Annotated in this window: 12 protein-coding genes; 7 read left to right on the top strand and 5 right to left on the bottom strand. The window is 61.4% G+C overall.

The annotated features are described in order from the left end of the window. Window positions 1-146: 146 nt before the first annotated feature. On the bottom strand, window positions 147-683 hold the full coding sequence (locus tag I0K07_RS14665) for a DUF4334 domain-containing protein (protein WP_203294718.1): 537 nt from the start codon (window positions 681-683) through the stop codon (window positions 147-149). A gap of 22 nt (window positions 684-705) precedes the next feature. Next, window positions 706-2,769, bottom strand: a complete 2,064-nt coding sequence (locus I0K07_RS14660) for a 3-hydroxyacyl-CoA dehydrogenase NAD-binding domain-containing protein (protein WP_203294716.1) — start codon at window positions 2,767-2,769, stop codon at window positions 706-708. 208 nt (window positions 2,770-2,977) lie between these two features. Between I0K07_RS14660 and I0K07_RS14655 the strand changes: the two genes are divergently transcribed. The 3 genes from I0K07_RS14655 to I0K07_RS14645 all read left to right on the top strand — a co-directional run bounded on the left by I0K07_RS14655 (window position 2,978) and on the right by I0K07_RS14645 (window position 5,925). Beyond that, the gene (locus tag I0K07_RS14655) at window positions 2,978-4,153 is read left to right on the top strand and encodes an acetyl-CoA C-acetyltransferase (protein WP_203294714.1); all 1,176 of its coding nucleotides are present in this window, start codon (window positions 2,978-2,980) and stop codon (window positions 4,151-4,153) included. Between the two features lie 9 nt (window positions 4,154-4,162). Continuing rightward, window positions 4,163-4,945: an SDR family NAD(P)-dependent oxidoreductase gene (locus I0K07_RS14650; protein ID WP_203294712.1), complete on the top strand. Its 783-nt coding sequence runs from the start codon at window positions 4,163-4,165 to the stop codon at window positions 4,943-4,945. Window positions 4,946-5,034: 89 nt separating this feature from the next. Further along, complete coding sequence (locus tag I0K07_RS14645) at window positions 5,035-5,925, top strand: crotonase/enoyl-CoA hydratase family protein (RefSeq protein ID WP_203294709.1); 891 nt, start codon at window positions 5,035-5,037, stop codon at window positions 5,923-5,925. Here I0K07_RS14645 and I0K07_RS14640 read toward each other — a convergent pair. Continuing rightward, the gene (locus I0K07_RS14640) at window positions 5,922-6,746 is read right to left on the bottom strand and encodes a LuxR C-terminal-related transcriptional regulator (protein WP_203294707.1); all 825 of its coding nucleotides are present in this window, start codon (window positions 6,744-6,746) and stop codon (window positions 5,922-5,924) included. The two genes, I0K07_RS14645 and I0K07_RS14640, sit on opposite strands and share 4 nt — an antisense overlap. A gap of 169 nt (window positions 6,747-6,915) precedes the next feature. On the opposite strand from I0K07_RS14640, the gene I0K07_RS14635 reads away from it, so the two are divergent. After that, window positions 6,916-9,357: a TonB-dependent receptor gene (locus I0K07_RS14635; protein WP_203294705.1), complete on the top strand. Its 2,442-nt coding sequence runs from the start codon at window positions 6,916-6,918 to the stop codon at window positions 9,355-9,357. Between the two features lie 85 nt (window positions 9,358-9,442). Then, window positions 9,443-10,339 (top strand): oxygenase MpaB family protein, encoded by an 897-nt coding sequence (locus tag I0K07_RS14630; RefSeq protein WP_203294702.1) that lies wholly within the window; start codon window positions 9,443-9,445, stop codon window positions 10,337-10,339. 12 nt (window positions 10,340-10,351) lie between these two features. Here the strand turns inward: I0K07_RS14630 and I0K07_RS14625 are convergent, their stop codons facing one another. Further along, entirely contained in the window at window positions 10,352-11,116 is a 765-nt protein-coding gene (locus I0K07_RS14625; protein WP_203294700.1) for an SDR family NAD(P)-dependent oxidoreductase, read from the bottom strand. Between the two features lie 160 nt (window positions 11,117-11,276). Between I0K07_RS14625 and I0K07_RS14620 the strand changes: the two genes are divergently transcribed. Beyond that, on the top strand, window positions 11,277-11,906 hold the full coding sequence (locus tag I0K07_RS14620) for a TetR family transcriptional regulator (RefSeq protein WP_203294698.1): 630 nt from the start codon (window positions 11,277-11,279) through the stop codon (window positions 11,904-11,906). 121 nt (window positions 11,907-12,027) lie between these two features. Next, the gene (locus I0K07_RS14615; protein ID WP_203294696.1) at window positions 12,028-13,194 is read left to right on the top strand and encodes an acyl-CoA dehydrogenase family protein; all 1,167 of its coding nucleotides are present in this window, start codon (window positions 12,028-12,030) and stop codon (window positions 13,192-13,194) included. Here I0K07_RS14615 and I0K07_RS14610 read toward each other — a convergent pair. Continuing rightward, entirely contained in the window at window positions 13,191-14,429 is a 1,239-nt protein-coding gene (locus I0K07_RS14610) for an acyl-CoA dehydrogenase family protein (protein ID WP_203294694.1), read from the bottom strand. The two genes, I0K07_RS14615 and I0K07_RS14610, sit on opposite strands and share 4 nt — an antisense overlap. Between the last annotated feature and the right edge of the window lie 2 nt (window positions 14,430-14,431).

Here is a 14,431-nt window from a genome sequence, read left to right as displayed (position 1 = left end):
GAGCCATCATCCAGCAGCATCTCGATCCGCTCGCGCGCCGTCAGCTTGCCCTTGGCATGCTGCGCTTCAATCCGCGCCTCACCACCACCCAGACGGGCCGCAGAACGCTTGGCTTCCAGCTGATCGATCACATGGAGCGACATGGTTCAAACCGCTCCCGGTACGGACAAGGCCGCGCTGCGGCGCAGGACGAAGAAGAAAGGCTTGTCGAGCCCGCGCATGTCCATGATGCCCAGAGCCGTGTCGTCATTGACGCGCTTGAACACGTCATTGATGGGTCTTGCGTCATAGATCATCGTCGCGCACAGGGCACCGCGATACTCGGTCATGCGCAGGCGTGCCGTGAAGGCCTCGGTTTCCAGCTTGTCACGCCAAGCGCCGAGATGGGCCGATGAGTTGCCCGATCGATTGAAGTCCAACCGGGCCGGATCAACAGCGAAAACCTCTCTGCCGTCTTCTGTCGTATAGAGCAGGGGGTGAACGCTGTTTCGGTCAACAAACTGCTTGCCATACCAGCCGGCGCTTTCCAGCAGGCCATCCATCGGGTGTCCGGTTGCAAAACCTTCGCCCTTCCAGCTGCCGATCATGAAAGCTTCGTCGGCTGGCGGCAGATTGTCGAACAGGGAGAGTGCGTCGGCACCGCTCACGGCCTCGCAACTCAAGGCGTCGTCGAACGTCATCATGGTTGTCTCCATCAAGGCGGGGTTATTGTTCCGACAAGCGGCCACCTTCGGCCTGCAGTCTGACCAGCAGTGGAGAGGGGGTGAAAGCCGGGCCGCGATCCGCTGCCATCGCATTCAGCGTGTCGATGATCCGGCCCAGCCCGACCTGATCGGCCCACAGCATGGGGCCGCCCTTGTAGATCGGCCAGTTGTATCCCTTGATCAGGGCAATATCGATATCGGAGGCGCGCAGGGCCATGCCCTCTTCCAAAATGCGTGCGCCTTCATTCACGACCGGGCTGAGCAGGCGCATCAGAAGGCCGTCATCATCCAGATCAGCTTGGGAAAGCCCGGCTTCTGCCGCGATTTCCGCGATTACGGCGGCCGCCTCGGGAGAGGGTGTTGGCGCGGATGCGGCCGGATAATCGTAATAGCCGCCTTTCTGCTTCTGACCGAGCCGGCCCATGCGGACCAGTTCGCTGCGGACCGTCTTTTCATTGGCATTGCGGCCGATCACGTCCAGGCCCACCAGATCGATCATCTGGAAGGGTCCCATTGGGAAGCCGTAGTTCAGGCAAACCCGGTCGATATCGGCCGGCGAAATGCCTTCCAGGATCAACCGGTCGGCCTCGGCCATGCGCGGGGCCATGGCCCGGTTGGCGATGAAGCCATCACAAACCCCGGATACGACCGGCGTCTTGCGCAGGCGTTTTGCCAGGCCCAGAGCCGTGACCAGGGCGGCATCGGATGTCTTGTCACCCCGCACGATCTCCAGCAGGGGCATGATGTTCGCCGGCGAAAAGAAATGCAGACCGATCACGTCCTGCGGTCGTTTTGTGGCGGCTGCGATCTTGTCCAGATCGAGGAAGGACGTATTCGAGGCGAGCAGGGCACCGGGTTTCACAATCGTGTCCAGGGTCGAGAAGATCGAGGTCTTCAGATCCATGTCCTCGAAGACGGCCTCAATCACCAGGTCGCAGTCGGCGAAGGCCTTGGCGTCTGTGGCGGGTGTGATCCGGGCAATCTGCGCCTCTGCCTTTTCCGGGCTCATCCGGCCCTTGGCGACAGCGCCTTCGCAGGTCTTGCGGATTATGCCCATCGTGCGATCGAGCGCCTCGGCATTGCTGTCAACGATCGTCACGGGATAGCCCGCTGCCGAGAGGGCCAGCGTGATCCCGCGCCCCATCGTTCCAGCCCCGAGAACGCCGGTGGTTGCGACCGGCATGGGCTGGACCGACTTGTCGAGGCCCGGAATTTTCGACGTGGCGCGTTCGGCGAAGAAGACGTGGCGCTGGGCTTCCGATTCCTTGCTCTCCAGCAATTCCACGAACAGTTCCGCCTCGCGCTCGACGCCTTGGGCGTAGGGGAGGGAAATGGCGGCTTCAACGGCCTTGATGATGTTCTCCGGCGCCTTGAAACCCTTGAAGCGGCGGGCATGCCTGGCCCGGAACGCGGAGAAAATCTCCGGGTCGGCCCGGTCGGCCTCCACCTTGTCCTGGCGGGTGCGGATATCGGGCAGGGGCGCGGCCTTGGCGATGACGGTCTCGGCAAAGCGCTGCGCTGAGGCCACAAGGTCGTCCGTGGCAATGACTTCATCAACTAGGCCCAGGGAGAGCGCTTCGTCCGCCCTGACCGGAGCGCCCAGGGCCATCATGTCGAGCGCCTTCCGGGCTCCCACAATGCGGGGCAGGCGTTGCGTGCCCGCCGCGCCGGGGAGCAGGCCGAGATGGACTTCCGGCAGGCCCATGGCCGCAGTGTCGGCAGCGACGCGGTAGTGACAGTGCAGGGCTAGTTCCATGCCCCCGCCCAAAGCCGTGCCGTGCAGGGCCGCGATCACGGGTTTGGCGGAAAATTCGATCTTTGCGAGCACGCCATGCAGGTCCGGTTTCCGGACCGGCTTGCCGAACTCGCTGATGTCGGCGCCGGCAAAGAAGGTGCGGCCATCGCAGCGGATGATGATCGCCTTGACCGTGTCATCGGCCAGGAGCGCGTCCATGCCGTCATCCAGCCCTTTGCGAACCGCATATCCCAGGGCGTTCACAGGCGGCGAGTCAATGATGATATGGCCCACACCGGCCTGCTTTTCGATCTGCAATACCTCGGTCATGCCGTTTCGCTCCCGCCTCACTGGATTGATAAATTAATTGATCAATTAAGAGCAGGTTTTTTCCGTAGCTGCAACAGGACTTGTGTGGCCGGACAGCCTGGAGGCTTTAGCGGCCGGATATCCTGACCCGTTTTGCCCCCTCTTGACGTCGTCGCCGGGATCGGGGATATGAAAATTAATTGACCAATTAAATGAGGTGGAGTGAGAAATGGCTGAAGCCTATATCGTCGATGCCGTGAGAACCGCGGGTGGCCGTCGCAAGGGGCGCCTGTCCGGTGTGCACCCGGTGGACCTGGGCGCCAAGGTGCTGGACGCGCTGGTGTCGCGGAGCGGGATTGATCCGACCGTGATCGAGGATGTGGTCATGGGCTGTGTCGGACAGGTCGGGGAGCAGGGCCTGCATGTCGGCCGCAACGCCGTTCTGGCCTCCAGCCTTCCCGAGTGCGTGCCGGCGGTCAGCATTGATCGCCAGTGCGGCTCATCCCAGCAATCCATCCATTTCGCGGCTCAGGCTGTTATGTCCGGCATGCAGGATGTTGTGATCGCGGCGGGTGTCGAATCCATGACGCGGGTTCCCATGGGATCTTCCGGTGGCTGGAAGAAGCAGCCCGAGCCTGGCAGTCCGACCAGCCCGGGCATTGCCGCCAACTATCCCGGCATCGTGTTCAGCCAGTTCACGGGCGCGGAAATGATGGCCAAGAAGCACGGCTTCTCGCGCGATGACCTCGATCAGTTCGCCCTGGAGAGCCACCAAAAGGCCATTGCTGCAACCCAGGCAGGCGCCTTCAAGGATGAGATTGTCGTTGTCGACATCATGGGGCCGGATGGAGCTCCGGAACCGCACACCCAGGATGAGGGCATCCGTTTCGATGCGACCCTGGAAGGGATTGGCAGCGTCCAGACCCTGGTAGAAGGCGGCTGTATCACGGCTGCCAATGCCAGCCAGATCTGTGATGGCGCCTCGGGTGTGATGATCGTTTCCGAAGCGGCGTTGAAACAGTACGGCCTGACCCCGTTGGCCCGCATCCATACGGCGACCGTCTCGGCAGGCGACCCGGTGATCATGCTGGAAGAGCCGTTGCCGGGTACGGAAAAGGCCCTCAAGCGCGCCGGCCTGTCGATCGATGATATCGATCTCTATGAAGTCAATGAGGCCTTTGCCTCCGTGCCGATGGCCTGGCTGAAGGCTACCGGTGCTGACCCGGCCAAGCTGAACGTCAATGGTGGTGCCATTGCTTTGGGTCACCCGCTCGGCGCCTCGGGCACCAAGCTGATGGCCACCCTTGTCCACGCGCTGAAAGCCCGTGGGAAGCGTTACGGCCTGCAGACCATGTGTGAAGGCGGCGGTGTCGCCAATGTCACCATTGTTGAAGCGCTGAACTAGGAGGCGGAGATGAAAGTCGATTCTTCGATTTCCGCGGTCATCACTGGCGGGGCTTCCGGACTTGGCCTGGCGACGGCTCGTGCCCTGGCCGAGGCGGGCGCGCGTGTCGCCCTGTTCGACATGAATGCCGACGCCGGGGAAGCTGCGGCAGCGGAACTGGATGGCGTGTTCTGCCAGGTTGATGTGACCAATGAAGCGGCCGTCGATGCCGCCTTCGCCCGGGCGCGTGATGCCATTGGTCAAGAACGCGTCCTGGTCAATTGCGCCGGTATCGGCAATGCGATCAAGACGGCCAGCCGTGGCAAAGAGCCGGGTGAGGTCAAGCATTTCCCGATCGATGCTTTCAACAAGGTCATCCAGGTCAATCTGGTGGGCACTTTCACCTGCATCGCAAAATCGGCCATGGGCATGCTGAGCCTGGATCCGCTGGAGGATGGCGAGCGCGGCGTGATCGTGAATACCGCCTCTGTCGCTGCTGAAGACGGGCAGATGGGGCAGGCGGCCTATGCGGCCTCCAAGGCGGGCATTGTCGGCATGACCTTGCCGATCGCGCGGGACCTGATGTCCGAAGGCATCCGGGTGAACACGATCCTGCCGGGCATCTTCAATACGCCATTACTGGCAAGTGCGCCCGAGCATGTCCTCCAGGGCCTGTCGGCTTCCGTACCCTTCCCGAAACGTCTGGGGCAGCCGCCGGAATATGCCCGTCTCGCCATGACCATGATCGAGACCGGCTATTTCAATGGCGAGGATGTGCGTCTGGATGGCGCCATCCGGATGGCCCCCCGCTGATTTGAAGTTTCACTCGTCCGGTCCGGTTCATGGCCCGGCCAGATCATGGTCGGACCGGGCGGGTGGAGGCTTTTGCAGAAAGAAGATTCATGTCCGATAGCCCAACTGTCGCCCTGTCCATTGAGTCCGGCGTTGCCACGCTGACGCTCAACCGTCCCGAAGCCATGAACGCCTTCAATGCGCAAATGGGGCGGGATCTGATTGCGGCCTTTGATGAAACGGACCGCAATGACGCCATTCGCGCGGTCGTCGTGACCGGGGCTGGCAAGGCGTTCAGCGCCGGCGCAGACCTTTCCGAGGGCACCGCCGCCTTCGAGGCGGGGACATCGGCCGGCCTGCCGCAGACGGCGGACGGCCAGATCGATTATTCCCACGACAGCATCCGGGATCCAGGCGGCTTGATGACGCTCCGGATTTTCGAATCTCTCAAACCGGTGATCGGGGCGATCAATGGCGTTTCGGTCGGGATCGGGGCGACGGTGATCCTTCCCATGGACATCCGACTGGCCAGTACCAAGTCGCGCTTCGGCTTCGTGTTTACGCGCCGGGGCATTGTACCCGAAGGCGCCTCGAGCTTTTTTCTGCCGCGCATTTGCGGGATTTCTAAAGCGCTGGAATGGTGCTGCTCCGGCCGGATTTTCGACGCTCAGGAAGCTCTGGCGGGCGGACTTGTCAGTGAAGTGCTTGAGCCGGAGGCCCTGCTGGGCCGTGCGCAGGAATTGGGAGCCGAGATTGCCGATAATGCTGCACCGGTTTCCGTGGCCCTGACCCGTCAGATGATGTGGCGCGGGCTGGGCTTTCAGCATCCGATGGAGGCCCATCGGGTCGACAGCCGGGGTGTCGTGGCCCGCGGGCGCAGTGCGGATGCAAAGGAGGGCGTCATGTCCTTCCTGGAAAAGCGTCCGGCGCAATTTCCTGACACGGTTTCGGCGGACATGCCGGATTTCTATCCGTGGTGGACGGATCCGGAATACAGCTAGGCGCGCTTGGCCTGTAACGTACAGGCATTCCCAATATAGCCCATGCGGGTTGCGTAATGGACGGTCTGGGACCGGCCCGATGCACCGATTTTCCGCGCAGCATTGGTCAGGTGAAAGCGCACAGTCGGGACCGAAACGTCGATCGCGCGGCTGATCTCGATGTCGGAACACCCTGCCGCGGCATGCTTGAGGCATTGGATCTCGCGGGGGGTCAGACGGATGGCAGGTTTTGAATCGCCTCGTCCGGTCTGGTCCGCATAGCTCGCCACGAAACGTTGAGCGAGACAGAACATGTCAGCGGCGTGTTGATCAAAACGGGCGCTGAGATCCGGGATGTCCCGGTCACTGGCCCAGACAACGGCGCCGATCGTTCCGCCCGGCAAGTGGATCGGCGCGACGATGGCGGCATGGACGCCGAAAGTGGGGAAATCCGCCCCGTTATTGATCTCTTCAAGGGCCTGGATTGACCGCCAGCTGGCCAGTCTTTCACCATTGAAATAGAAGGGTTCCGCGCAGGTGCGCGCGGCATGCACGAAGGGCGCGCGCAGGGCAAAGGCGGGGTCTTTCCAGTATTGGATCTCCGGATCGATCCAGTGGAAGACTGTCTCTGCAAGAGGGCGCCCGTCAGCCCCCGCCATAGGAGCCGGGCTGCCGATATCTGCGCTGACGGCGATACTGGGAAGACCAACCTGTGCACCCAGCGCGTTGATCTGTTCCGCAAGCCGGTCGATTTGCGCGGGTTCCGGCGGACGGGATACGGCCAGCCGCGAAAAATCAGCGCTGCGAAGCGGGTTTTGTGATGCCAAATTTCGGGTCTTCACGGTCTGGGTCCATTCATCAAATCGAGGCGGTTCCAGCCTCCCCCTTCATGACCTATCGATCATGATAGCTTGCCGGAAAAATCGTCATACAGGATGCTCGAACTCGCCCTTACTTAATCGCCTGATTAAAAATAATACGGCAGCGAAACCGGGGCAAGGGGAGAGTATTATGACGAAGAGAAATCACGGCGCGGCAGGCCTTCTGTCCAGCGCATCCATCATGGTTGTCGCTCTTGCGGCACCGGTCTGGGCCCAGGATGAAGCCGAAACCACGGCGCCGGGGCGCACCCAAGATGTCATCACGGTGACCGCCCAGCGTCGCGAGCAGACGCTGAACGAAGTGGCCATGGATGTTCAGGCTTTCTCCGGTGACCGGCTGGAAGCCCTGCGCGTGACGGATGTGGGCGAGCTCACCTCGGTGGTCTCGTCCTTCAACGTGTCCCAGAGCTATCAGGGCGTTCCCACCTATACGATGCGCGGTGTTGGTTTCAACACGATCAACCTGTCGGCAACATCGACGGTGGGTACCTATGTCGACCAGGTCGCCTATCCCTATCCGATGATGAATAACGGCCCGACCTTCGACATTCAGCGCGTGGAAGTGCTGAAAGGGCCACAGGGTACATTGTTTGGCCGCAACACAACGGCCGGCCTGATCAATCTGGTCACCAACCGCCCGCAGGGCGAAGTCGAGGCGCGCGGTACGGTCGAGCTGGGCAATTACCAGACGCTCAATACCGAGGGCATGGTCAATCTGCCGCTGAATGACAGCCTTCAGATGCGCCTGGCCTTCCGCCAGGAAAGCTCGGACGAAGGCTGGCAGCGTTCACGCACACGGGACGAAACCCAGGGTGAAGTCGAGCGTCTCGGCGCGCGCCTGTCGATTTCTGCCCAACCGAGTGACACGGTGTCTTTCGACTTTACGGCATCGGGCTGGACCAATCGTTCCGACACATTGGCCGGGCAGGCCGTCGGCTTTACGCCGGCCACGGTCGGTCACCCCTTCAATGCGCCCGGTCTGACGGACTTCATTGCCAACAACGCGCCGACCGAATCCCATCATGCCGACTGGGCACCCTATGCGACCCGCTCGGCTGACATCGGTACGGGGCTCGGTATTTCCGATCCGCTTGCCGAGGACTCCACCTTCATGGCCTATGCGTTGCGCGCTGAGTGGGAAATCAATGACAGCATGCGGCTGGTCTCACTGACCAGCTATAATGATCTGGACCGTTCATCCGTTTCCGACTGGAGCGGTGCACCCTACGAACTTCTGATCCAGAGCATTCACGGTACGATCGAATCCTTCGCGGAAGAGATCCGCCTGGAAGGTGAGGCGGAGCGTTTCAACTGGATGATCGGTGGTTATTACGGCCGCGACGAGATCCTCGATACCAGTCGGACCCTGCTGGGCCAGAACGCCAATGTCGGTCTGATCCGCTTTTACACGCTAACCCTGTTGGGCACGCCCTTTGATCTCGGATATTCGCCACTCGAAGCCAGCCAGGCCTTCCGGACCTATGGCAATCAGGGCGATTTCGAAGTGACCACGATGAGCGTGTTTGCCAGCGCTGACTGGAATCTGTCCGACGATCTCACGCTGACGACAGGTCTTCGCTATTCGGAAGATCAGCAGGACTATCGGGGTTGTTCCCACGACTTCAATGGCAACATGCTGCCCAATGTGAACACGACCAATCGGGCGCTCTACTTCCAGGCCTATGGCGTGTTTGCAGCACCGATCAGCGAGGGCGAGTGCAACACATTTGACCCCCAGACCGGTTCCTTCGGCTATGTCACGTCTGACCTGAAGGAAGACAATATCGCCTGGCGTCTGGCGTTGAACTGGCTCGCCTCTGATGATGTGTCCTTCTATGGCTCCATTTCGCGCGGTGCCAAGGCCGGCGGTGCGCCAGTGAATGAAGCCAATATCGCGGATCAGAATGCCCCGGCCAACCAGGAGCTTCTCCTGGCCTATGAAGTCGGTACGCGGGCCTCCCTGTTCGACGGTTTCGCCCAGCTGAATGCGGCGCTCTTCTACTACGATTACGAAGACAAGCAGCTCAGCGTGAATTTCGCCGACCCGATCTACACGGCCCTGTCCCGGCTTAACAATGTGCCGGAAGGCGAGGCCTATGGTCTGGATGCGGAGGTGACGTTCAACCTGACCGACAATTTGACCGCCATCGCCAACGCCACCTGGCTGCATACGCAAGTGATCGGCTATATGGGCGTCAATGCTGCGGGCCAGCCGCATGATTTTGACGGCCAGCCCTTCCTCTACAGCCCCGAATTCACGGGGGCTGTCACGCTGCTCTACGATCGCACGGTTAGTGACAATGTCGGTTTCCGTGCCGCCCTGAATGCCCGCCATCAGACCGAGGCGAATGGCAATCTGGAAGGCGCGGCCCTGTTCCAGGTGGACGGCTACACGCTCATGAATGCCTCTGCTTCGCTGTATGATCTGGACGATAGCTGGGAGGTCTCGATCTGGGGCCGTAACCTGGCGGATGAGTATTACTGGACGGCGGTAGCCAGCGGTGCCAACTCGGTTGTTCGTTTCCCGGGCGAAGCCCGGACCTGGGGTATTAGCTTGACCCGGCGGTACTAACTCCTCCCCGGCGGGCTGAACTTGACGCTTCCTGTCCAGGTGAGGGCAGGAAGCGTCCTTCTCTTTTTGACACGGAGACATCGTGATGAGCCCGGCAGATATCCCCAACGACATGACTGATGCCGAGCTGAAAATTCCGCCCATTCCGGAATTCGACTTCACCCAGCCGGCCGGAGAGCCGGCCTTGTGCGCTCCGGACTCCGTGACCTGGCAGGTCTTCAAGAACCCGGTCTCCTTGTTCGCCGGCGGGATCACGGCGGTCCTGCTGGAGTTTGCCGATCCGCGCATCCGTTCGGGCGTGTGGGATCATTCGATCTTCCCTCAGGCACCCGTCGTTCGCATGAAGCGGACCGGGCATGCCGCCATGATGACGGTCTATGGCCCCAAATCCCGGGCGGAGCGGCTGATCGCCGGTGTGACTCGGATGCATTCAAGGGTCGAGGGAAAGACACCGTCCGGCGAAGCCTACAAGGCGCTCGATCCGGAACTGCTCAATTGGGTCCAGGCCACGGCCTCCTTCGGCTTCCTGATGGCCTATCACCATTTCGTCCGGCCGCTGTCACAAGCCGAGCGGGACAGCATGTATGCGGAATCCGAGGTTCCGGCTGCCCTGTATGGCGCCACGGCCGCGCCGCGCTGCGAGCAGGATTTCTATGACATGATGGAACGCCTCAAGCCGGGCTTCGAACCGCATGAGATCAATACGCAATTCCTTGACATTGTTTCGAAGACCTCGGACCTGCCCGTCGTCCTCCGGCCCTTGCAGGGCATGCTGGTCAAGGCCGGTGTCGACATTCTGCCGGCCAGTGTCCGCGAGGTCCTAGAACTGGGTCCGGAGTATGATCTGTCAGGCTGGGAGCGCAGCGTCATCCGCGGCATCGGTCGTCTGTTCGACCGGATCCCGATTTCCTCGACGCCGGCGGTGCAGGCCAGCAAGCGTCTGGGCTTGCCGGCCAATTATCTCTACCGCCGCAAGGCCTGATCCGGGCCAGGCCTAGAGGATCTGCCCGTCATCAATGGTGATCGCCGAGCCGGTCATTTGCCGGCCGGCATCGCCTGCGAGCATCATCAGGGCCGCATCCAGCGCATCTTCATCCATCAGGCGACGGCGCGGGAATTTGCTGATCTGCTTCTTGCCACCCTCCGTGGCGAACCAGTCCGCATTGATCTCGGTCTCGATGTAACCCGGGCAAATCGCATTGACGGCAATGAGGTGGCGGGCCCATTCGCGGGCCAGACCCTTGGTCATCGACACGACGGCCGCCTTGGACGCGCAATAGGCAGTCAGGCCCGGCAATTGGGTGAAGGCGGCGATCGAGGCGATATTGATGATCCGGGCCTGACCGGCTTCTGCCGAGCCATTGGCCAGCATGCATCGGGCCGCCTCACGGGCACCGAAATAGACGCCGCGGACATTGACGGCGAAGGTCTGGTCGAAATACTCCGGGCTCATGTCCAACGCCATGCCATCGCCACCGACGCCGGCATTGTTGATCATGATGGAAAGGGGGCCGAGTTCGGCTTCAACCCGATCCAATGCAGGGCCGATCGCGGCCGTGTCCATCACGTCCAACGGCACGGCGACAGCCTTGCCACCGGCGGACTGGATGTCAGCGACAAGACTTTCAAGGCGGTCGGTACGCCTTGCCATCAGGGCAACGGCGCAGCCGGCTTCGCTCAGCTTCAGTGCAAATCTGCGCCCCAATCCGCTGGATGCGCCCGTTATCGCGGCAACACGACCTTCAAGTGAACTCGTCATTTCCATTGGCCTTCGATGATGTGGTACGTGTCTGGAGCGTAGTGAAACTTGACTTTTTCACCATCTCACTTAGTCAGTTAACTAATGGCGTGCCCGAAGATAGGGAGCGGCGGTCTTGCCGGTCAACCGGATTCGGGCATTTAGCAGGTGGATTGACACATTGACGGACACTTCAACACCAAACCGATCGGCCGAGACTTCGTCCCGCGACGCTCTGCTGATCGCGGCCGGCGAGCTCATGACTGAGCGCGAAGTCGTCGATGTGTCCTTCTCTGACATTGCCCAACGGTCGGGCCTCAACTCTGCCCTGATCAAATACTATTTCGGTAACAAGAACGGCATGTTGCTCGAACTGGTGCGGATGGCCGTCCGGGACTCCATGGCCGGGCTGGATACGCTGGTAAACTCGAAGGTCGGGCCGGAGGAGAAACTCCGCCAGCACATCGCCGGCATCATCAACTCCTACTTCTACTATCCCTTCATCAACCGGCTGCTCCACCATCTGGTGACCACGCATGATGAAGCGACGGCAGCCGCCATTTGCGACGAGATCGTCAAACCCCTGCTGGATGCCCAACGGGCCATCCTGGCCGAGGGGCAGGCGCAGGGCATTTTCCGAAATGTCGAGCCAACGCACTTCTATTTTCATATTGTCGGTGCGTGCGATGCCTTGTTCCAGAGCCGGGCGATATTGCGCCACGGCTTCGGGGTGGAGAGCGTCACCAAGGATCACAAGCGCGAGTTTACAGACCATCTGCATTCGGTGGTTCTGAACGGTATTCGCGTCTAGCTTGCCAGTCTCTTTCCGGCCCCGGGACGGCCTCGTACCTGGCTGTTTCTCCTTGCCTCCTCATCTTGATCAATTGATTAAATAAGGGGATACTCCGGGTCAGCTGACGGACGGGAAACTCATGGATTTCAATCTCACCGAAGTTCAATCAATGCTGCGCGACACGATGGCGCGCTATCTCCGTGAGACGTGCGATTTCGAAACGCGCCGGGCCCTGATCGCCGAGGAGCGTCTGTTTCGTCCGGAAGTCTGGACGGCCTTGGCTGAAGAGATCGGTGTGCTGGGCGCCGCCATTCCGGAAGCGCAGGGCGGTTTTGACGGCGGTGCCGTGGAAACCATGGTCGTGATGGAAGAAGTCGGCCGTTCGCTGATGCCCGAACCCTATCTGGACTGTGCCGTCATGGCGCCTGCCATTCTCAAATCCGTATCCCATGAGGCTGGGGCGGAATTGCTGGAAGGTATCGCTGCCGGCCAAGCCCGCCCCGTTCTGGCCTGGCAGGAGGCCGGCGTCAGGGCGAAGCCGGATGCGACCCAGCTGACCGCCCGGCAGTCCGCCCCGGGCTGGGTGTTGGAAGGCGAGAAAATTCTGGTTTCGGCCGGGGCTTTTGCCACACACTTCCTGGTCACGGCGAAGACGGATAACGAGAGCGGATTGCTTCTGTTCCTGGTGCCGGCGGGCATTGCCGGCCTGGAGCGCTCAGACTATCGCACCATTGATGACCGGCCAGCTTCGGATCTGGTTTTCGGAGGCGTGGAACTCCCGCAAAGCGCCTGCCTGGCCGGGCCGGGTGATGCGGCCGATGCCGTCGGTCTTGCGCTTGATGAAGCCGCCGCAGCCGTGAGCGCAGAGGCCGTCGGCATTATGCGCGCCCTGGTCGCTGGCACAGTCGACTATCTCAAACAGCGCAAGCAGTTCGGGATTCCGATTTCCAATTTCCAGGTTCTTCAGCACCGTCTGGTCGACATGAATATGGAAGTCGAGCAGGCCTCGGCCGCTGTCGTTCTGGCTGCCGTGAAAATGGATGCCGAGCCAACCGAGCGCCGCCGTGCAGTATCAGCTTGCAAGGCGACGGTGGATCGGGCGGCTCGGATTGTGGGCGAGGGAGCTGTCCAGCTTCATGGCGCCATGGGCATGACTGAAGAGCTGATTGTCGGCCATTATTTCAAGCGGCTGACGGCGATCACACAGAGTTTCGGCGATCGCGCCTATCACAGCCGTCGCTATATGGCCGCGCGCGCCGAGGCGGGGGCAGAAGTCGCCCGGCCCCGGCAATCCGCTGCGGGCTAGAGGCCCAGTTCCGCCTTCGCGAGAATATTCCGCTGGATCTCATTGGAACCGGCATAGATCGAACCCGCCCTGTCGTTGAAATAGAGCAGGGGTGCGATCGCGTCATTGGGTGAGCCGGTGACATGGCCATCGGCGGGCGGCGTGAAGAACTCCACCGGCGCGCCCGGCCGGCCCGCATGCGGCTGGTAGGGCATGGAGAGCGGTCCTGAGAGGTCCATCGCGAGGGCGGACACAGCCTGGCTGAGTTCGGTCCCCAGGATTTTCATCATCGAGGCGGAACTGCCCACGCTCTGGCCCGCCGTCAGCCGGGCCATGATCTTCCATTCCAGTACTTCCAGCACGTCGGTCCGGATACGCGCATCGGCCAGGCGGGCGGAGAAGTCCGGATCGTCGAGCAGCGGGACGCCATCATCATTGGTCTTGGCTGCCGCCTGTCGCTCGATAACGTCCAACCGGCCCTGCAGGTCCGGCGCATAGGCCGCCCCGCCGCGTTCGAACTCAAGCAAGTATTTGGCGACCGTCCAGCCCTTGTTCTCCTCACCGAGAATGTTTTCGGCCGGAGCGCGGACATCATCGAAGAAGACCTGGTTCTGCACGCGCTCACCCGAACTCATCACTATCGGCCGGACATCAATGCCGGCCAGATCCATCGGGATCAGCAGGAAGGTGATCCCCTGTTGTTTCTTGCCCGAATTGTCCGTCCGCACGAGACAAAAGATCCAGTTGGCTTCGGTGGCATGGGTCGTCCAGATTTTCGAGCCGTTGAGAATGTAGTCATCGCCATCGCGGACAGCACTCATCTGCAGGCTGGCCAGGTCGGAACCGGCGCCAGGCTCGGAATAACCCTGACACCAAAAATCCTCGCCCGTCAGGATGCGCGGCAGGAAATGGGCTTTCTGTTCCGGCGTGCCGAAGGCGATGATGGCATGGGCTACCATGGAGATGCCCATCGGTGACAGGGCCGGTGCGCCGGCGGCGCTCATCTCGCGTGAGAAAATGTATTTCTGCGCGACCGACCAGCCCGTCCCGCCATACTCCTTCGGCCAGGCCGGGGCAGCCCAGCCGCGCGCATGCAGGATTTTCTGCCATTCCATACTGGCTTCATGGTCGGTGTAGACACTGGTCCGCAGCTGGCCGGCGCGGCGGATGTCATCGGTCAGATGGTCTGCGATGAACTGGCGGACCTCGGCTTGGAAGGCTTTTTCCTCGGGGGACCAATCAAGATTGAGCGGCATGG

Origin of the sequence: Maricaulis parjimensis, assembly GCF_016817355.1 — a bacterium.
GTDB lineage: Bacteria > Pseudomonadota > Alphaproteobacteria > Caulobacterales > Maricaulaceae > Maricaulis > Maricaulis parjimensis.
Note: the sequence above shows the minus strand (reverse complement) of the source record. Positions and strands in the feature narration are given on the sequence as shown.

Excerpts from the sequence above, each read along its gene's own strand:
- I0K07_RS14665 (WP_203294718.1), bottom strand. The coding sequence starts at position 683 with ATGATGACGTTCGACGACGCCTTGAGTTGCGAGGCCGTGAGCGGTGCC.
- I0K07_RS14660 (WP_203294716.1), bottom strand. The coding sequence starts at position 2,769 with ATGACCGAGGTATTGCAGATCGAAAAGCAGGCCGGTGTGGGCCATATC.
- I0K07_RS14655 (WP_203294714.1), top strand. The coding sequence starts at position 2,978 with ATGGCTGAAGCCTATATCGTCGATGCCGTGAGAACCGCGGGTGGCCGT.
- I0K07_RS14650 (WP_203294712.1), top strand. The coding sequence starts at position 4,163 with ATGAAAGTCGATTCTTCGATTTCCGCGGTCATCACTGGCGGGGCTTCC.
- I0K07_RS14645 (WP_203294709.1), top strand. The coding sequence starts at position 5,035 with ATGTCCGATAGCCCAACTGTCGCCCTGTCCATTGAGTCCGGCGTTGCC.
- I0K07_RS14635 (WP_203294705.1), top strand. The coding sequence starts at position 6,916 with ATGACGAAGAGAAATCACGGCGCGGCAGGCCTTCTGTCCAGCGCATCC.
- I0K07_RS14630 (WP_203294702.1), top strand. The coding sequence starts at position 9,443 with ATGAGCCCGGCAGATATCCCCAACGACATGACTGATGCCGAGCTGAAA.
- I0K07_RS14625 (WP_203294700.1), bottom strand. The coding sequence starts at position 11,116 with ATGACGAGTTCACTTGAAGGTCGTGTTGCCGCGATAACGGGCGCATCC.
- I0K07_RS14615 (WP_203294696.1), top strand. The coding sequence starts at position 12,028 with ATGGATTTCAATCTCACCGAAGTTCAATCAATGCTGCGCGACACGATG.
- I0K07_RS14610 (WP_203294694.1), bottom strand. The coding sequence starts at position 14,429 with ATGCCGCTCAATCTTGATTGGTCCCCCGAGGAAAAAGCCTTCCAAGCC.